The organism is Rugamonas rivuli (assembly GCF_009380165.1).
In the GTDB taxonomy this organism is placed as follows: domain Bacteria; phylum Pseudomonadota; class Gammaproteobacteria; order Burkholderiales; family Burkholderiaceae_D; genus Rugamonas; species Rugamonas rivuli.
Map to the genome: position 1 here is coordinate 1,005,674 of NZ_WHUF01000003.1, position 18,812 is coordinate 1,024,485.

Consider the following 18,812-nt stretch of genomic DNA (forward strand, 5'->3'; position numbering starts at 1 on the left):
AGGCATTACTCGCCTTCGCCGAACTTGTCGTTGACCAGTGCCGTCAGCGCGGCGATGCAATCGCCTTCATCGGCGCCGTCGGCTTCCAGCGTGACTTTGGCGCCCTTGCCGGCGGCCAGCATCATCACGCCCATGATGGACTTGGCGTTGATGCGGCGCGCGTTGCGGGTCAGCCAGACGTCGCTTTGAAATTTTGCTGCCAGTTGGGTGAATTTGGCGGAGGCACGCGCATGCAAACCAAGCTTGTTGATAATCTCAAGTTCTTGTTGAATCATTTTTCTTTTGTCTCAATCAGAAATGCGCACTGCAAAAAATAAAGTCCGGAGTCAGGGTTGCCCGACCCGGATGCGGTTATCGACGCGCACTGCCCCACTCTGCGCGCCGGCCAGGGCCATTTCGACCACCACGTCCAGCGTATCGCGGCGATAGGTGATGGCGCGCAGCAGCATCGGCAAACTGATGCCCGCGATAACCTCCACCCGGCCGGCGTCCGCCAGACGGTTACAGCAATTGGCGGGCGTGCCGCCTTTGACGTCGGTGATGACCAGCACACCGTCGCCTTCGTCGAGACGCTGGATCGCCGCCGCCGCCAGAGCCTGGACTTCGCCGAGGTCCTGGTCGGCGATCACGTCGATCGCCTCCAGCCGCTCGGTGGGACCACGGAACACATGGGCGCAGGCGGCAATGAAGGCCTGTCCCAGTGGTGCGTGCGTCATAAGCAGTATGCCAACCATATTCTTAAACCGCCAGTGAGCGCGGACGTTTTTTGGCGTCCGGCGCGTGTTAATGATGCGTTATTGTGCCTGCACGGCTGCTTCGACGGCGTCGATGAACATCGCCGCCACCTGGAAGCCCGTTTGCTGGGTGATTTCCTGGAAGCAGGTAGGACTGGTGACGTTGACTTCTGTTAAGCAATCGCCAATAACATCTAATCCTACCAGCAACAGGCCGCGGGCGGCCAGTATCGGGCCCAGGGTATTGGCGATTTCATAGTCGCGCTCGGTCAGCGGCTGCGCCACGCCGACGCCGCCGGCCGCCAGATTGCCGCGCACTTCGCCATTCTGCGGGATGCGCGCCAGCGAGTACGGCACCGGCTTGCCGGCGATCACCAGGATGCGCTTGTCGCCCTTGACGATCTCGGGAATGTAGCGCTGCACCATGATGGTGCGGGCGCCGTTGTAGGTCAGCGTTTCGATGATGGAGCCCAGGTTCATGCCGTCGGCCGTCACGCGGAACACGCCGGCGCCGCCCATGCCGTCCAGCGGCTTGAGGATGATGTCGCCATGGTGCTTCTGGAAGGCGCGGATGCGCGCTTCGTCGGCCGTCACCAGCGTCGGCGAGGTGAACTGGCTGAACTGGGCGATCGACAGCTTTTCGTTGTGGTCGCGGATCGCGGACGGTTTGTTGAACACCTTGGCGCCCTGCTTTTCGGCCAGCTCCAGCAGGTAGGTGCCGTAGATGTACTCCATGTCGAACGGCGGATCCTTGCGCTGGATGATGGCGTCGAACTCGCCCAGATTGGTTTCCTGCGCCGGCGCCGCGCGGTACCAGTCGTGGCTGTCGCCGGTGATGGTGATTTCGGCCGCGTTGGCGTAGACCACGCCGCTGTCCAGCGCCATGTCTTTTTGCTCGAAGGCGTAGACGGTGTGGCCGCGCTTGGCCGCTTCCACCATCATGGCGTAGGTCGAATCCTTGTAGGTCTTGAAGCTGGACAAGGGATCGGCGAGGAAAGCTATTTTCATGGGCGCATCCATTCTGGGTAATGCCTGATTTTAGCCGAGATTCGCCGGCGGCACCGGTGAGCGGACCAGGCCGCTCCCGTGAGGCTTAGTAGACTTCCGGATTGGGATCGGTGCGTTCCATTTCCAGCGACGCCGCCAGCAGGGCCAGCCGCGCCACCACGCCGTAGACGTAGAAACGGTTCGGCGCCGCCGTTCCCGGCTTGGCCTTCAAATCCGGCACCGCGTGCTGCTGGGCGAAGGCCAGCGGCACGTATTGCGAACCGGGCGCGTTGAGGTTCTGGTCGATGCCCTTTTCCGCGTGCACGCGGTAGAAGCCGCCCACCACGTAGCGGTCTATCATGTAGACCACCGGTTCGGCCACCGCATCCTTGATGCTCTCGAAGGTCGGCACGCCCTCCTGGATGATGAAGTCGGTCACTTCCTTGCCATCCTTGACGACGATCATCTTGTCGCGCTGGGCCTGGCTCAAGTCCTTGATTTCGCTGGAATCCTTGATGGTCAGGATGCTGGTGCCGTAGGTCCCGGCGTCCGGCTTGACGATCACGAACGGCTTCTGGTCCTTGATGCCGTATTCCTTGTATTTCTTCTTGATCTTGGACAGCAGCGCGTCGATATTGGCGGCCAGGCAATCATAGCCCTCGCCGGTGCGGAAGTTGACGGCGTCGCACTTGGCGTGGAAAGGGTTGAGCATCCACGGATCGACGCCGATCAGCTTGCCGAACTTCTTGACCACCTCGTCGTAGGCGTTCATGTGATTGCCCTTGCGGCGCACGGCCCAGCCGGCATGCAGCGGCGGCAGCAGGCTTTGCTCGTGGATGTTCTGCAAAATGTCAGGAATGCCGGCCGACAGGTCGTTGTTCAGCAGAATCGTGCACGGATCGAAATCCTTTAGGCCCACGCGGCGGCCGTTGGCCGAACGCACCAGCGGCTCGACCACCAGCATATTGCCGTCAGGCAGCGCCAGCGGCGTCGGCTGGGTGATTTCCGGCGACAGCGAGCCCAGGCGTACATGCAGGCCGGTCTGGCGGAAGATCTGCATCAGCCGGGCGACGTTCTGCCAGTAGGTCGGATGGCGCTGTTGCACTTCCGGGATCAGCAGCAGGTTGCGTGCGTCCGGGCAGTATTTGTCGATGGCCGCCATGGCCGCCTGCACCGACAGCGGCAGCATTTCCGTCGCCAGGTGGTTGAAGCCGCCCGGGAACAGATTGGTATCGACCGGCGCCAGCTTGTAGCCGGCGTTGCGCATGTCGACGGAACAATAGAACGGCGGCGTGTGCTCTTGCCACTCCAGGCGGAACCAGCGCTCAATGGCCGGCGTTGCGGCCAGAATTTTTTCTTCGAGGTCGAGCAGCGGTCCGGTCAGGGCCGTGACGAGATGGGGAACCATGGTTACTTCCTTAGCTATTACCGTGCAGATAGCCCAAATCAGGGCGAAAACTGTATTTTAAAGGCAGGAAATGAAAAAAGCGCCTCTTTTGGAGGCGCTTCTTTCTTTGCCCGTAGCAACGGGCGGCATTACGTTACCAATAAAGCATCAAGCGTGGTAAGCGGACTCGCCATGGCTGGTGATGTCCAGGCCTTCGCGCTCTTCTTCTTCCGGCACGCGCAGACCGATGACGATGTCGACCAGCTTGTAGGCGACCAGCGACACGACGGCCGACCAGAGCACGGTGGTGCCGACGGCGGTAGCCTGGGTCGTTACCTGGGTGACGATCGAGTAAGGATCGGCCGACATTTTGTTGGTCACGTAGTCGAAGATGCCCTGGCCTCCCAGCGATGGCGAAGCGAACACACCGGTCAGCAGCGCGCCCAGGATACCGCCGACGCCGTGCACGCCGAACACGTCCAGCGAGTCGTCAGCGCCCAACAGGCGTTTCAGGCCGTTCACGCCCCACAGGCAGATAACGCCAGCCAGCAGGCCGATGACCAGCGCGCCCATCGGACCGACATAACCGCAGGCCGGGGTGATGGCCACCAGGCCGGCAACAGCACCCGAAGCGGCGCCCAGCATCGAAGGCTTGCCTTTGACAATCCACTCGCCCAGCAACCAGGACATGGTGGCGCAAGCGGTAGCCAGCAGCGTATTGACGAAGGCCAGTGCGGCGACGTCGCCCGCTTCCAGTGCCGAACCGGCATTGAAACCGAACCAGCCCACCCACAGCAGCGAAGCGCCGATCATGGTCATGGTCAGCGAGTGCGGCGCCATGGATTCGCGGCCGTAGCCGACGCGTTTGCCCATCATGTAGGCGCCTACCAGGCCGGCAACTGCGGCGTTGATGTGCACCACGGTGCCGCCGGCGAAGTCCAGCGCGCCTTTTTGCCACAGCCAGCCGGCTTTGGCGGTTTCAGCTGCCAGGGTGGCGGCATCCTTGATCGCGTCCGGACCGGTCCAGAACCAGACCATGTGGGCGATAGGCAGGTAGGCGAAGGTGAACCACAGCACGACGAAGGCCAGCACGGCGGTGAACTTCGCGCGCTCGGCGAAGGAGCCGACGATCAGGCCGCAGGTGATGGCGGCGAAGGTCGCCTGGAACACCACGTACACGAACTCGGGAATCACCACGCCCTTGCTGAAGGTGGCGGCGGTCGAGAAGGTGGCTTTGACCGGATCCCAGATGCCGCGCAGGAAGGTGCGGTCGCCGCCACCGATGAAGGCGTTGCCTTCGGTGAAGGCCAGCGAGTAACCGTACACGCACCACAGCACGATGATCAGCGCGAAGATGGTGAACACTTGCAGCAGGATGGACAGCATGTTCTTGGAACGGACCAGGCCGCCGTAGAACAGCGCCAGGCCGGGAATCGACATCATGATGACCAGGATGGTCGACACCATCATCCAGGCGGTGTCGCCTTTGTTGGGCACGGGAGCGGGTGCGGCGGCTGGAGCAGCTTCTGCCGGCGCGGCGGCGGCCGGAGCAGCGGCTGGCGCGGCCGCCGGAGCGGCGGGTGCGGCGTCAGGCGCGGAAGCGGCCGGAGCGGATGCAGCGGGTGCGGGCGCCGAAGCAACCGGCGCCGAGGCTGCCGGCTTGGCCTCCTGGGCAACCACCGGCGCGGCGAGTGCGAACAGGATGGATACCCCAGCCAGCAACGTTGTTATAGTTTTTTTCATCAATCTTCCCCTTAAAGAGCTTCGTTGCCGGTTTCGCCGGTACGGATGCGGATGACTTGTTCCAGGTTGTACACGAAGATCTTGCCGTCACCGATCTTGCCGGTGCGGGCAGCGCCTTCGATCGCTTCGATCGCCTGCTCGACGATGGAATCGTCCACCGCCGCTTCGATCTTGGTCTTCGGCAGGAAGTCCACGACGTATTCCGCGCCGCGGTACAGTTCGGTGTGACCTTTCTGACGGCCGAAGCCTTTCACCTCGGTCACGGTGATGCCTTGCACGTTGATCGCCGAGAGGGCCTCGCGGACCTCATCGAGCTTGAACGGCTTGATAATGGCGGTAATCATTTTCATACTGGCCTCGCTTAGAAGGTTTTGGAAATGGTCAGGACAGCACCTGTTTTAGCCAGGTTCTTTCCATCAGGTCCGACGTAGGCTTTCGTGTCGGCATAGACCGCCGCCAATGCCACCGTCACTACGCCGAAATCTTTGGTAACGCCCAGCTTGTAATCGGTGTAGCTGGAAGCGCCGTTATGTTTTACGTTCTGGTGGCCTGCGTGCACGTTCAGCACATAGCCGTCGGTCAGCTCGAAGTTGCCCGAGGCATCGACATAGCCGCTGTTCTTGCTGTCGGCAAAGCCGAACAGATTGGTCGTCGACTGCGAGTATTTCAGCGAGACAGGGCCGTAGGAAACCTGGCCGTACAATTCGAAGGTATTGGCGCTCGGGTGCAGGCCGTTCGAAGGATAGAAGTAGTAGAGGCCGCCGACGTCATAGGACACGTCCTTGACGATCTCGCCGCGTTTGCCGGCGTACAGATCCCATTCGACATCGCCATCGCCGCCCGCGTCCTTGGTCCACTTGATGGTGGACAGCCAGGTACCGGCATACAAGCCGGTCGGATTATTGGTATAGTCCGCGCCGCCCTGCAGTGCAGGTTTCAGACGGGTTTGCGATATGCCGCGGTAACGGTAGTCGCTGACAATGGCCGCGTTGAAGCTGACTTCATTGTCGGGTTTCGCCTCGGCAGCGGGTGTCGCTTCCTCGGCGTGCGCCATGCCGGCGCTGATGGAGGCGAATGCTAAAGTCAACGCTGCGACCAGGGTGAAGTTCTTGCTCAAGCTTTTCATAGTTGTTTTCCTTGTGTAGTTGAACTTATTTAGCAGTTGCGGTTTAAAATCCTGTGTGAAGCGAAGCAATGAAAGCGTTCATGGCTTCTTTAGCAGAATGCGTGCCAGCTAATGTTGCCGAGGTGATAGCTGCCGTATCAACATCGGCAACGGGACCGCATTTGAAAGAGTGTGAGAATGGGATGGGTGCGGCGGTGATGTTTCAGAATTTCGCACCACATTAACGCCGGGGTGCACTGCAATGGTGCAGTGCATCGCTGGTTAGATCAAGGAATATTATGGATATGAACACTTTTTTCAACGACTTGCAAAGCAAGATCAATCAGGCCATCGAAAACTCACCAGCAAAGGACATCGAGAAGAACGTGAAGTCCATGATGACGCAGGGTTTTGCCAAGCTGGACCTGGTGACGCGCGAGGAATTCGATGTGCAGGCGCAAGTGCTGGCCAAGACCCGCGCCAAGCTGGAAGCGCTGGAAGCGCGTCTGGCTGAACTGGAAGCCAAAGCAGGTCAATAAACCCGTGCCGGCGCCCGCCCGTTTGGGCTAGCGCAAAGCACGGCGGCGGGCGTGGGCTACGCTGGCGGCTGGTATTCACTGGTCGTCTGCTATCCCATGAGCCTAGCCGTACTCAAAAGCCGCGCCCTGGCGGGCATGGAGGCGCAGGAAGTCAGCGTCGAAGTGCATCTGGCCAACGGGCTGCCGGCCTTCACCATCGTCGGGCTCGCCGACACCGAGGTCAAGGAAGCCAAGGACCGCGTCCGCGCCGCCATCCAGAACGGCGGTTTCGAATTCCCCGCACAGCGCATCACCGTCAATCTCGCCCCCGCCGACTTGCCGAAAGAATCGGGCAGGTTCGACTTGCCGATCGCGCTCGGCATCCTGGCTGCGTCCAAACAAATCCCCTCCTCCCGCTTGCATCAATACGAGTTTGCCGGCGAGCTGTCGCTGTCCGGCGAGTTGCGGCCGATACGCGGTGCGCTGGCGATGTCGCTGGCCACGCGCCGCGACGGCGGCACGCTGGCCTTCATCCTGCCGCTGGCCAACGCCGACGAGGCGGCGCTGGTCGGCAACGCCGCCATCTATCCGGCGCAATCGCTATTGCAGGTGTGCGGCCACTTCGCCGCCAAGTCGGTCGAGTCCATGCTGTCGCGCCATGAATCGGCGCCGCTGGTGGCGCAGCTGGAGTATCCCGACTTTGCCGACGTCAAGGGACAGGTCTTCGTCAAGCGGGCACTGGAGGTGGCGGCCGCAGGCAACCACTCGATTTTGCTGGTCGGTCCGCCGGGCGCCGGCAAGACCATGCTGGCGGCGCGCTTCGCCGGCCTGCTGCCGGAGATGACCGACGAGGAAGCATTGGAGGCCGCCGCCGTGCAATCGCTGACGGGCAACTTCCGCATCGAGCACTGGAAGCGCCGCCCCTTCCGCTCGCCGCACCACACTTCATCGGGCGTGGCGCTGGTGGGTGGCGGCAGCGTGCCGAGGCCGGGAGAGATTTCGCTGGCGCATAGGGGCGTGCTTTTTTTGGATGAGCTGCCCGAGTTCGCGCGCAGCGTGCTGGACGTGCTGCGCGAGCCGATGGAATCGGGGCGCATCACCATTTCACGCGCCGCCAGGCAGGCCGACTTTCCCGCGCATTTCCAATTGATAGCAGCGATGAACCCCTGCCCTTGCGGCTACCTGGGCCACACCAGCGGCCTCTGCCACTGTTCGCCTGACTTGATTCAGCGCTACCAGGGCCGCGTCTCCGGTCCGCTGCTGGACCGCATCGACATCCAGATGGAAGTGGCGGCGGTCGATCCTGAGATCCTGGCGGCGGATGCCGACGGCGAATCGTCGCGCACCATCGCCGCCCGCGTGCAGGCCGCCACCGACATCCAGCTGCAACGCCAGGGCAAGCGCAACCAATACCTGAGCACGCGCGAGATCGACCAGTATTGCAAGCCCGACCGCCCCGGCAAGGCGCAGCTGAAACAGAGCATGCAACACTTCCAATGGTCCGGCCGCGCCTACCACCGCATCCTGCGCGTAGCCCGCACCATCGCCGACCTGGCAGGCAGCGAGCGCATCCTCCTGGCGCACGTCAGCGAAGCCATTCAGTACCGGCAGGCGCTGCGCAAGCGCTGATGGGGCGCTAACACCAAGACAGCTATGTATTCAAAGCCACGTTGTCTTGCTTGTCGAGGAAGCTGGAGACTTTAGGCTTGGTGTGGGCGAGCTTCTGCGCCATCTTGAATTCCTCGAATTCTTTAGCCGCCGCAACCGCCGCTCGGACTTCGCCCCGCCCTCGCACCCCCAACTCGCTGGTGAGCCTATCCCCCCATGGCCGCCGATCGACCTTGACAAGAGCAAGCACGCCGCCGACCAGAATACGATATAAATTAATTCCGAGTTTACGGTCCGGGGACGGCGCGCGATAGGCGAATACGCCAGTGTCGTTGATGTCGAGCCGCAGGCGAAACAGTGCAACATCCAAAAACTCGGGAATGGCGTCGGAGCCGAAACTGACAGCCCGCAACGGCTCCTGAAATTTACCGAGCTCGACACGTCCGAATTCCGGGCGTGTAATCGAATACTTCCACAACAACGCCGCGTAGAACCGCAACAAATCATCGTCCTGCCGTGGGAGTTTGACTATCGCCCCCTCGCGAAGACCCTGTGCCTGGTTGCGAACAGCGGTGAACAGCTGTGCGGCCTTTTCCTCCAGCAATCCGAGTTTTTCATCGCAAGGACCGCATAAAATGTCCGGGTCAAATATGCCGGACTGGCTGATCTGAGAAATCGCGCCATCAGCCTTGGTCACGGCATGGGCATGGCCAACCTGGACTTCTTTAGCCAGTACTCTGGGAATCAAGTGTGCACGGATCGTATTGGACGATCCACAGTGAGAACATTTCAAGGCGGTTCCGTTAATTTTTAAAGCAGCAGAAGGCTGCGACGGTGCACATGATAACCACGAGTCCGCATCCAAGGCCAGTACCCATAGCGATGTTTCGGCAGCATCCACGATCCTTCATGCGAAGCCGATGCCGCGCCGATGCAGTCGGGCGCAAGAAACGGAGTTCGCGCTCCATGGCGCTTCGATATCGTTGGCCTTGGAGAACTTGAAAGCACTCCACATCCCAACCCGATCATTTAAGGAATCCATCATGTCTACAGCCGAAACCAATAAAGCCATCGTCGGTCGCTGGTTCACCGAATTCTGGGGCGACAACTACAACCCGGCCGTCGTCGACGACCTGGCATCGCCCGACATGCTGCTGCAATATTCGCTGCACGAACCGCGCCGGGGCCGCGAAGACATCAAAGCCTTCATGGGCGACTTCCGCGCCGCCTTCCCCGACCTGTCGTTCGCCGGCGCCGCCGATCTGATCGCGGAAGGCGACTACGTCGTCGGCCGCTGGATCGGCGGCGGCACCCACACCGGTCCCGCCTTCGACGACTTCCTGATCGGCGCACTGCCGGCTGAAACCGGCAGGAAAATGCGCTTCACCGGCACCACGGTGCTGCGCCTCAAGGACGGCAAGATCGTCGAAGAACTGGGCCTGGACGACGGCGTCACGGCGCTGCAGCAACTGGGCCTGATCCGCAAGGCTTGATCGCGCGGGCCAGCGGCGGCGGATGCAGGCAAGCGTCCGCCGCCGCCCGTTCTAAATTCTGCCGATCCCGGCACTAAGCGTCACCTCTTCGCTAGCCTTGCTGCTATATTGATCGATGCCCTTACAACCACGGGAAATCGATGACACGCTTGCCCCTCTACCTCGCCGCCAGCGCACTGCTGGCAGGCTGCGCCGCCACTCAAGTTCCGCTGACCGACTTCACCGCCAACTCCGGCAGCCCACGCGCGCCGGAACAACTGGCGGTCACGTTTGAAAAAGCCGACCTGGCGCTGCGCGTCGATCCCGCCAGCCACAGCATCAGCGGCGACGCCGCGCTGACCTTCCTTGCCAGCGCCCCGCTGACCCGCATCGCCGTCGAACTGGACCGCAACCTGCCCGTCGATTTCGCCAGCGTGGACGGCGTGCAGCTGGCGCCGTCGGCGATCAGCAACCCGGACGGCCGCCTCTACCTGACCTTGCCGACGCCGCTACAAGCGGGCGCCCGCACCACCGTGCGCATCCGCTACCACGGCGTGCCGCACGTGGCCTCGCACGCGCCGTGGGACGGCGCCTTCATGTGGAGCAAAACGGCGGACGGCCAGCCGTGGATTACCACCACCGTCGAAGGCGAAGGCTGCGACCTGTTCTGGCCCTGCATCGACCATCCGCAAGGCAAGCCGAAACTGATCGACCTGCACATCAGCGTGCCGTCGCCGCTGGTGGTGGCCGGCAACGGCGTCGCCCTCGGCATGGAAGAAAAGGATGGCTGGCGCACCTACAACTGGCGCGCGAAGAACCCCAGCACCTACGGCGTGGCCCTGAACATCGGCCCCTACGAAATGCTGTCCGGCGACTACGACAGCCGCTACGGCAACAAGATCCCGCTGCGCATGTGGTACCTGAAGGGCCACGACAAACAGGCCAACGGCCTGTTCGCCGAGTTCGCGCCGATGCTGGATTTCTTCGAGGCCCGCATCGGCCCCTACCCGTTCGGCGACGAGAAAATGGGCGTGGTTGAAACCCCGCACCTGGGCATGGAGCACCAGACCATCAACGCCTACGGCAACGGCTATGCCAAGTCGCCGCTCGGCTACGACTGGCTGCTGCACCACGAGCTGTCGCACGAATGGTTCGGCAACCAGATGACCAACGCCGACTGGGACGACATGTGGTTGCACGAGGGCTTCGGCAGCTATATGCAGCCGCTGTACCTGGAGCAACTGCGCGGCGAGCGCGAGTTCCAGGCCGAGCTGTTCACCCAGCGCAAGTCGCTGTTGAACAAGGTGCCTGTCGTCAGCGGCAAATCGAAGCGCATCGAAGATGTCTACCAGGACGCGCGCGGCGGCCCCGGCAACGACATCTACACCAAGGGCTCGCTGATCCTGCACACGCTGCGCAACCTGATCGGCGACGACGCTTTCTTCCGCGCCACGCGCCGCATGGTCTACGGCACCGACACGCCGAAGCCGGGCAACTTCGAACCGCGCTACAGCAGCACCAGGGAATTCATCGCCATCGCCAACGAGGCCGGCGGCCGCGACCTGGGCTGGTTCTTCGACGCCTACCTGTACCACGCGGCGCTGCCGGAGCTGGTCGAGGAACGCCACGGCAACCAGCTCAAGCTGAGCTGGAAGCTGAAGGATGGCGGCGCCTTCCCGATGCCGATCGAAGTACGGGTCAACAACCGCATCGAGAAGCTGGCGATGACCGACGGCCGGGGCGAACTGACGCTGCCGCCGCAAGCGCTATACACTATCGATCCGAACTCCCGCGTGCTGCGCCAGCAAGCCCATATCGATGAATGGAAGCAGCAGGAAGAACAACGCAAGAAGAAAGCCAAGTCCTGATGAAGAAAATCTCCCTGGCGCTGCTGCTGGCCGCCGCGCTGTCGGCCTGCAGCCCGCAATACGATTGGCGCGACTACCGCAGCAACGACGCCCCGTACGCCGTGCTCTTCCCCGGCAAGCCGGCCAGCCAGACCCGCAGCATCCAGCTCGATACCGTGTCGGTTAATATGACAATGACGGCGGCCGAAGTGAACGGCGTCATCTTCGCGGTCGGCAGCGCCCAGGTCGCGGAGGCGGCGCAGGGTCCGGCGGCGATAGAGGCCATGAAGACCGCGCTGGTCGGCAATATCGGCGCCACCGTCACCAGCAATAAAGCGGCCACCGACGGCAGGCAGTCCACCCTCGACGTCGAGGCCAAGGGCAGCCAGAACGGTGAAGCGATGCGCCTGATCGGCCATTTCATCGCCCGGGACAAGCGGATTTACCAGGTCATCGTCATGGGCAGGGACAAGAATATCGTGCCGGACACGGTGGAGACCTACCTCAGTTCCTTCAAATTGAACTGAAACACCGGTTCTGGCTTAGAAAGTGCTTAATTCGATGTGCGCTACCGCTCAGACAGAGGGGTGTACCTCTTGTAAAGTTCTACCAATAGCCTAATGTCACTACTACGACGTACCGTTCCACCACAAGACTAAGAAAGCTCTCTCTATGTTAATCGCCTTTAAATCGAAATCCAGTCCCGAAGTCCTGATGTATCAGGAACATGCCCAGCGCATCCTGGACCTGCTCCACAAAAATCCTACGCGCGGCGTCATCACGGCTGAGGAAGCGGCGCGCGCCCTGTCGGTGCTCGAACACGAGGTCGCCGAGAGCAAGTTGCACCCGGAAAGCGATGTCGAGCACGACATCCATGCCCACGAGAAGGAAGACGGCGAAACGGTCGAGCACGCGGTCATGCAGCGCGTAGGCTTTGCCGCCCGCGCCTTCCCGCTGCTGGAAATGCTGCGCTCGGCCAAGCAGGAAAACGAGAGCATCATCTGGGGCGTCTAAGAAGCGCCCTAATCTCCCGCCAATGAAACCTTGAGCGGGAGATCTATCGTGAAACGCGTCCCTACATCGATCGCACTGTCGACACGTATGCTGCCGTCCAGCAGCGAGGTGACGATGTTGTAGGTGATGCTCAGGCCCAGGCCGTTGCCGCCCTGCCCCAGCTTGGTGGTGAAGAAGGGGTCGAAAATGCGCGCCTGATGCTCGGTCTGGATACCCCTGCCGTCATCCTGGAACACGATCCTCACCTGCTCCGATCCCAGCCGCACCGCCCACATCTTGATGACGCCGCCGCTGCGGCCCTCGAACGCATGCAGCAGCGCGTTGTTGATCAGGTTGATGATGACCTGGCCGTACGGGCCGGGGAAGCTGTCCATCTGTATATCGTCCGGCATTTCCAGCTCCACCTGATGGCCCGCCTTGCGGATCTGGTTCTTCATCGTCGTGACGATTTCCTGGCTGGCCTGGTGCAGATTGAAATGGCGCCGCTTGGCGCTGGCCTGGTCCACCGCTACCTGCTTGAAACTGTTCACCAGTTCGGCCGCATTGTGCAGGCTGCGCATCAGCAGCGTCGACGCTTCGCGCGCGGCATCGATGAAGTTCTTCAAATCGGAACGGCGCAGCTGGTTCTGCTCCTGGCGCAGTTCGATCTCGGCCGTCTTGTCCTCCAGCGTGCTGGCGATCACCAGGCTGTTGCCGATCGGCGTGTTCAGCTCGTGCGCGACGCCGGCCACCAGCGAGCCCAGCGCCGCCAGCTTCTCGCGCTCCACCAATTGCTGCTGGGTGTCGCGCAACTGCCGGTAGGAATCGGCGTTGGCGAACGCCACCGCCACGTAGGAAGCCAGCGTGGTCAGCATGTCGAGGTCGATGCGCTGGTAGGCGTGGGCGCGGTAGCTGTGCACCGTGATCACGCCGCGCACCTGGCCGGCCACCGAGATCGGCACGTAGATCAGCGAGCGCGGCTCGGTCGGCAGCGAGCCGTCTTCCAGCGTGCCCATGTCGTCGGCACCGGACACCAGTTCCAGGTGTTCGATGTAGCGCGGGTATTCCTGCTCCAGGTCGTTGATGAACACTTCCTGCGCATGGGTGATGCACCACACCGCCAGCTGGTTGGGCTCGCGCATGCTGCGGGTGTAGGGCGCGTAGCGCTTGCCCTTCTCCATCGCGAACGGGTACTCGATCAACTCTTCCTTGGGCCGGTAGATGCCGATGCCAAACACGCTGGCGTCCATCAGCGCATGCACCTGCTGGTACAGCATCGACATGATGGCTTCGCTGTCGAGGTTGGCCGTGATGCGGCGGCCGATGTCCGACAGCAGCGAAATATTCCGGTGGGCCAGCTCCACGCTTTCCTTCTGCCGCTCGACTTCGCGCTTCTGCCGTTCTATCGACTCCTTCTGCTGCACCAGCTCGCGCGTGCGGCTGCCGACTTCCGCCTCCAGCGCATGCTTCTGGCGCACCAGCATGCGGATGCGGATGCGGAACAGCAGGTAGGCGCTGCCCAGCGCCAGGATCAGCACCAGCAGCCGGAACCACCAGGTCTTCCACAACGGCGGCGCGATGATCACTTCCATCGCCACCGGCTCGCTGCTCCAGACGCCGTCCTTGTTGGCGGCCTTGACGCGGAAGACGTAGCGGCCGGGATCGAGGTTGGTGTAGGTGGCGAAGCGCTTGCCGGCGTCCGCCGTCACCCACTGCGGATCGAAGCCCTCCAGCTGATAGGCAAAGCGGTTGCGCACCGGGTCGGCGTAGTGCAGGCCGGCGAATTCGAACGAGAACACGGCATCGCGATAGCTGAGCTTGAGCGTCTTCGCTTCGTAGATCGGCCCCTTGGCCAGCACATCGCTGCGCGGCTCGCCGGTCAGGATGGACTGGTTGAAGATGGAAAAGTCGGTGATCGATACCGGTGGCGCATGCGGGTTGTCGTGGATGCGCGAGGGCTGGAACGCCGTCAGGCCGGACAGGCCGCCAAAGAACAGCGTGCCGTCGGCCGCCTTGTAGCCGGAGCCGATGAAGTAGGAGCCGTCGATCAGGCCGTCGCGCGAGGTGTATTCCTTGAACGCCCCGGTGTCGGGACTGAGCATCGTCAGGCCGGAGGTGCTGCTGATCCACAACCGTCCCTGCTCGTCGCTGATGATGGCGCCGATCGGATCCGGTGCGTGGGCCGCGCTGGTTGGGATAAAGCGGAAATGCAGTTCGCCGTCGGCGCCCTGTTCGGCGCGGCACAGGCCGGCTGCCGTGCCTATCCACAGGCGGCCCTTGTCGTCTTCGTAGGTGTAGTGCACGCGCTTGTGGCTGAGGCTATCCTCCTTGCCCGGCGTGTGGCGATAGTGGCGGAACTTGCCGGTGGCGCGGTCGAAACGGTCGAGGCCGTTTTCGGTGCCCACCCACAGCACGCCCTGGCGGTCCTCCATCAGCGAGTAGATGCGGCCGTCCAGGCTGTCGGGGTCGGCCGCGTCGTGGCGCCAGGTGTGGACCGCGCTGGTTTGCGGATCGATGCGGTGCAGGCCGGCCCTAGACGCCACCCAGATGGCGCCGGCGCGCTCGACCAGTATCCGCTGTATCGTCGCCGCAGCGGGCTCGGGGTCCAGCACGAAACGCGTGAACGGGCCGCCGGCCGCATCGCGCCAGGCCAGGCCGGTCGAGCTGCCGACCCACAGGCGGCCGCGCTTGTCGGTCTGCAGCGCCTGGATCTGGTCGCCAGGCAGGCTGGACGGATCGCGCTCGTTGTGGCGCCAGACTTCGGTTGCGCCGCTGACGCTGTCGAGCAGCGTCAAGCCATTGCCGGTGCCCAGCCAGTACTTGTTGGGCCCGGCGCCGGTGATCACGCGCACCTTGTTGTTGCTGATGCTGGGCATCACGCCCGGATATTCGGTGTAGCGCTCGAAGCCGCCGCTGGTCAGGTCCACCCAGTCGAGGCCGGTGTACCAGTTGCCGACCCACAGCGTGCCGGTACGGTCCTGGTAGAGCGCGCTGATCTGGTTGTCGCCGACGCCGTGGCGGTCCTGGCTGTTATGACGGTAGGTGTAGAAGTGCCGCGAGACTGGATCGCGCCGCTTCAAGCCGTCGGCAAAGCTGCCGGCCCACAGCACGCCGTCGCTGTCGTGCAGCAGCGCGGTGATGCGCTGGTCGCGCAAGTCATCGGCCGCTTCCAGCGCGATGCGCTCGGCGCCGTCGACGCCCGGGCGCCAGGCCTGCAAGCCGTTCATGGTGCCCGCCCAGACCACGCCATCCGCGCCTATCGACAGCGACTGGATATTGTTGGCCGGCGCCGAGCCGCCCAGCGGATTCAGATGGCGGAACTTGCGGCCTCCGGCCACCAGCATCTCCAGGCCGCTGGCCGTGCCTACCCACAGATTGCCGGACTTGTCGCGCGCCAGCGCGCTGACGCGGTCGTCGCTGATGCTGTCGGCATCGGCCGCCGCATGGCGCAAGGTCTTCACCTGGCCGCTGGCGATATCGAGATGCTGCAAGCCGTCGCTGGTGGACAGCCACAGCCCCTGCTGGCCATCGCCGACGATGCTGAACACGGTCAGGTTGCCGCTCCGGCTGAGCTGGTGCACGAAGGACAGCGTGGCGGGATCGTAGCGGTCCAGCCCGCCCTTGCTGCCGATCCAGATGTTGCCGTTGCTGTCTTCGTACAGCGCGTGCACATAGTTGTCGAGCAGGCTGCGGGAGTTGGCGGGATCGTTCTTGAACGCGGTCATGCGGTAGCCGTCGTAACGGCTCAGGCCGGCCTGCGTGCCCAGCCACATATAGCCGTGGCGGTCCTGCAGCACGGCCGTTACCGATTCCTGCGTCAATCCCTGTTCGACGCCGAGGTGTTCGAATCGCAGGCTGAGCGGTGCGGCGCGCGCGATGGACAGCAACGCCAGCAAGAGCAAGCCGCATAAATAGACTGAACGTGTTGCGTAACCAGACATAGGGCAGCGTCTCCGAGATGCGACCCATTCTAATGCACAACAGCAAAAAACCCCATGAATTCACCGATGGGGCTGACCTCTGCTAACGTTCAGTAAAGATATATTCATGCTGACCGTCGCGTGTGGTCAACGTTCGCTTGCCGGACCGGCTGCCGACCACCAGCTCCAGGCCGGAGAAGGCGGCGGAGCTGGTCATGAAGGACATGCTGCCGTCCTCGTTCTTGTGCGTGCCGGCCGCGGTTTGCCATTCGCCAAAATCCAACATCAGCTGCTTGCCGTGGCGGCGTACGGTCAGGTCGCCCAGCTCGGCGCTGCGGTAATGCTGGGCCAGTCCCTTGACGGCACGTGCATCCGGCGGCAGCGAGGTCGAACGGCGCTCCTCCTTGCGCTCGGCCGCTCCGCGTTCGGCCGCGTTGTGCACGGAAGCCAGCGCCTCCGGCTTGCCGTCGTACAGGATTTCCATCAAACGCCGCAGCATGGGGCGCAGCAGCATGCGTCCCTGGTCGGAGTTGGTCAGTATCACCGCGCCTGTGCCCTCGCCGGGAATCAGGTAGATGTCGCTCTTGTAGCCGAACATGCTGCCGCCGTGATAAACGACCGGCACGCCCCATGCCGTCTCCAGCGACAGTCCCATGCCGTAGCTGCGGTTTTCGCCGGCGGCCACTTGCGGCTGGCGACGCGCCAGCAAGGCGTCGGCGGACACCAGCTGTTTGCCGTCAGGGAGTTTGCCGAGATTGGCTTCGAGCTGGACATAGCGTATCAAGTCGTGTGCCGAAGTCCATACGCCGCCCGCAGGTCGGTGCGGCACCACTGAGTAATTAAAACTCATCGGCAGGACTTCGACTTTGCCGTCGAGGTTGTAGGCGTGCGGGCTGGCGTGGTTGGAGCGCAGCGCGCGCGCCATGTCGAAGGTGGTGTGGTGCATGCCCAGCGGCGTGAACAAGCGCGTCTGCATCGCCTCGTCGTATGCCGCGCCCAGCGGCAGGTTCGGATACGCGATGTGGCCGCCGATATAGCCTGCGGCCGAGGCCATCAGGTTGTTGTACTGGTAGACCTCGCCGAAGCCGCTGGTCGGACTATTGGTGGCCAGCAGTTGCAGCGAGGTTTCCGGCGTGGCGTTCTTGAATTCGAAGATCCACTCCAGATCCTGGCGCGGCAGGCCGGTGCAAGCGCAGACCAGATGTTTGACCTGCACCTTTTTCGTGGTCTCGGCGCTGCCCAGTTTGAACGCGGGATAGACTTCCGTTACCGGCTGGTCCCATTTCAGCTTGCCTTCATCGACCAGCGTGGACAGCATCAGCGTGCTCATCCCCTTGGTGTTGGACGCGGCCATGAACAAGGTATCGGCATCGACCGGAGCCGGCTTGCCCAGCTCGCGCACGCCGAGGCCGCCTTCGAAGACGATCTTGCCGTGGTCCAGCAACGCATAGGACAGGCCGGGCACGCCGAGCGTCTTCATCGCTTCCTGCAGGAAGGCATGCATCTGCTGCTGACGTTCACGGTCCAGCGGGTGGGCCGTGCGGCCGGCGAACGATTCCGGCACATAGTTCTTGGGACGCAGGCTTTGCTGCGCAAGGTCGAGGGCGGCATCGCGCTTGCCTACGGTCTGCTCGCTGCCGTCGAGCAGCAGTACGGTCCAGTTGTCGCCATCGCGGAAGGCTTCGGCATAGATCACCGCCTTTTCGCTGGGAGAGGTTTCATAGGAGGTCGCTTTGTGCTCCTGCCAGCCGTTGATGGCCTGTTCCACCGTCACCAGTTTGATGGTGCGCTTGAAGTTGGGCTGATAGCGTATCCATGCCGCCGCCGTGGCCGCTGCCGCATCGGCCGCTGCGACTTCGACCATCACCAGGCGCGTATCGCCTTCGGGCGCCTCCAGCACGATCATGCCCGCTTCCTGGCGGGCGCTCCAGTCGCGCGCGCCGGTGATCTTGGATACGCCGGCCACCAGTGGCGTATCGGCTTCGAGTTTCTGTCCGTAAGCGGACGAGGTCAACGCCAGTGCGACAGCCACAGCGATCAGCGAAGGAAGCGACATGTGATGCTCCAATAGGCAAGTGAGAAATTGCCATATTAGCATCCATTGGGACGAAAAAAAGCCCACCAAGATCACTTGGTGGGCTTTTTCATATAACTAGCCTGACGATAACCTACTTTCACACTGGTTGCAGCACTATCATCGGCGCAGAGTTGTTTCACGGTCCTGTTCGGGATGGGAAGGGGTGGGACCAACTTGCTATGGTCATCAGGCATTGACTTGTACGAGCGACGCTTTCAGCGGCGCTCCGAATCTGGAATCAGTAAGTAAATGGGGTAATGAAGTTGTATCAACGAACGTTTCAACGTACTTCTCATTCACCATAACCTGCTAAGGTTATAGGGACAAGCCGTACGGGCAATTAGTATCAGTTAGCTTAATGCATTACTGCACTTCCACACCTGACCTATCAACGTCCTGGTCTCGAACGACCCTTCAAAGA

Annotated in this window: 16 protein-coding genes and 2 rRNA genes; 6 read left to right on the forward strand and 12 right to left on the reverse strand. The window is 62.4% G+C overall.

The window, feature by feature from the left end; all coding sequences use genetic code 11:
* Positions 1–5: 5 nt before the first annotated feature.
* The 7 genes from GEV01_RS14955 to GEV01_RS14985 all read right to left on the reverse strand — a co-directional run bounded on the left by GEV01_RS14955 (position 6) and on the right by GEV01_RS14985 (position 5,977).
* Complete coding sequence (locus GEV01_RS14955; RefSeq protein ID WP_008444930.1) at positions 6–275, reverse strand: HPr family phosphocarrier protein; 270 nt, start codon at positions 273–275, stop codon at positions 6–8.
* 51 nt (positions 276–326) lie between these two features.
* Entirely contained in the window at positions 327–734 is a 408-nt protein-coding gene (locus GEV01_RS14960) for a PTS sugar transporter subunit IIA (protein ID WP_008444928.1), read from the reverse strand.
* A gap of 60 nt (positions 735–794) precedes the next feature.
* Positions 795–1,742 (reverse strand): glutathione synthase, encoded by a 948-nt coding sequence (gene gshB, locus GEV01_RS14965; protein ID WP_152805548.1) that lies wholly within the window; start codon positions 1,740–1,742, stop codon positions 795–797.
* 85 nt (positions 1,743–1,827) lie between these two features.
* Positions 1,828–3,129 (reverse strand): glutamate--cysteine ligase, encoded by a 1,302-nt coding sequence (gene gshA, locus GEV01_RS14970; RefSeq protein ID WP_152805551.1) that lies wholly within the window; start codon positions 3,127–3,129, stop codon positions 1,828–1,830.
* 147 nt (positions 3,130–3,276) lie between these two features.
* Positions 3,277–4,851, reverse strand: a complete 1,575-nt coding sequence (locus tag GEV01_RS14975; protein WP_152805554.1) for an ammonium transporter — start codon at positions 4,849–4,851, stop codon at positions 3,277–3,279.
* A gap of 11 nt (positions 4,852–4,862) precedes the next feature.
* Complete coding sequence (locus GEV01_RS14980; protein WP_008444920.1) at positions 4,863–5,201, reverse strand: P-II family nitrogen regulator; 339 nt, start codon at positions 5,199–5,201, stop codon at positions 4,863–4,865.
* 11 nt (positions 5,202–5,212) lie between these two features.
* Positions 5,213–5,977, reverse strand: coding sequence for a TorF family putative porin (locus GEV01_RS14985; protein ID WP_152805557.1), 765 nt, complete (start codon positions 5,975–5,977; stop codon positions 5,213–5,215).
* Between the two features lie 278 nt (positions 5,978–6,255).
* Between GEV01_RS14985 and GEV01_RS14990 the strand changes: the two genes are divergently transcribed.
* Positions 6,256–6,495: an accessory factor UbiK family protein gene (locus GEV01_RS14990; protein WP_008444917.1), complete on the forward strand. Its 240-nt coding sequence runs from the start codon at positions 6,256–6,258 to the stop codon at positions 6,493–6,495.
* Positions 6,496–6,591: 96 nt separating this feature from the next.
* Positions 6,592–8,103 carry a YifB family Mg chelatase-like AAA ATPase gene (locus tag GEV01_RS14995; protein WP_152805560.1) on the forward strand — a complete coding sequence of 504 codons (1,512 nt, stop codon included), beginning with the start codon at positions 6,592–6,594 and terminating at the stop codon, positions 8,101–8,103.
* A 22-nt stretch (positions 8,104–8,125) separates the two neighbouring features.
* Here GEV01_RS14995 and GEV01_RS15000 read toward each other — a convergent pair whose 3' ends face one another.
* On the reverse strand, positions 8,126–8,983 hold the full coding sequence (locus GEV01_RS15000) for a hypothetical protein (RefSeq protein ID WP_152805563.1): 858 nt from the start codon (positions 8,981–8,983) through the stop codon (positions 8,126–8,128).
* Positions 8,984–9,125: 142 nt separating this feature from the next.
* Here GEV01_RS15000 and GEV01_RS15005 point away from each other — a divergent pair, with 142 nt between their 5' ends.
* From GEV01_RS15005 to GEV01_RS15020, 4 genes are all read left to right on the forward strand, one after another.
* Positions 9,126–9,575: an ester cyclase gene (locus GEV01_RS15005; RefSeq protein WP_152805566.1), complete on the forward strand. Its 450-nt coding sequence runs from the start codon at positions 9,126–9,128 to the stop codon at positions 9,573–9,575.
* A gap of 140 nt (positions 9,576–9,715) precedes the next feature.
* Complete coding sequence (locus GEV01_RS15010; RefSeq protein ID WP_152805569.1) at positions 9,716–11,422, forward strand: M1 family metallopeptidase; 1,707 nt, start codon at positions 9,716–9,718, stop codon at positions 11,420–11,422.
* Positions 11,422–11,928: a hypothetical protein gene (locus GEV01_RS15015; RefSeq protein ID WP_152805573.1), complete on the forward strand. Its 507-nt coding sequence runs from the start codon at positions 11,422–11,424 to the stop codon at positions 11,926–11,928. The genes GEV01_RS15010 and GEV01_RS15015 overlap by 1 nt, the downstream gene beginning before the upstream one ends.
* A gap of 145 nt (positions 11,929–12,073) precedes the next feature.
* The gene (locus GEV01_RS15020; protein ID WP_152805576.1) at positions 12,074–12,415 is read left to right on the forward strand and encodes a DUF1840 domain-containing protein; all 342 of its coding nucleotides are present in this window, start codon (positions 12,074–12,076) and stop codon (positions 12,413–12,415) included.
* Between the two features lie 8 nt (positions 12,416–12,423).
* On the opposite strand, the gene GEV01_RS15025 is transcribed toward GEV01_RS15020, so the two are convergent.
* The 4 genes from GEV01_RS15025 to GEV01_RS15040 all read right to left on the reverse strand — a co-directional run.
* Complete coding sequence (locus GEV01_RS15025) at positions 12,424–16,290, reverse strand: sensor histidine kinase (RefSeq protein ID WP_235914359.1); 3,867 nt, start codon at positions 16,288–16,290, stop codon at positions 12,424–12,426.
* 127 nt (positions 16,291–16,417) lie between these two features.
* Entirely contained in the window at positions 16,418–18,370 is a 1,953-nt protein-coding gene (locus GEV01_RS15030) for a serine hydrolase domain-containing protein (RefSeq protein WP_235914360.1), read from the reverse strand.
* 99 nt (positions 18,371–18,469) lie between these two features.
* A 5S ribosomal RNA gene (rrf, locus tag GEV01_RS15035) occupies positions 18,470–18,582 on the reverse strand.
* A 128-nt stretch (positions 18,583–18,710) separates the two neighbouring features.
* Positions 18,711–18,812 (reverse strand): 23S ribosomal RNA (locus GEV01_RS15040); the annotation flags it as partial.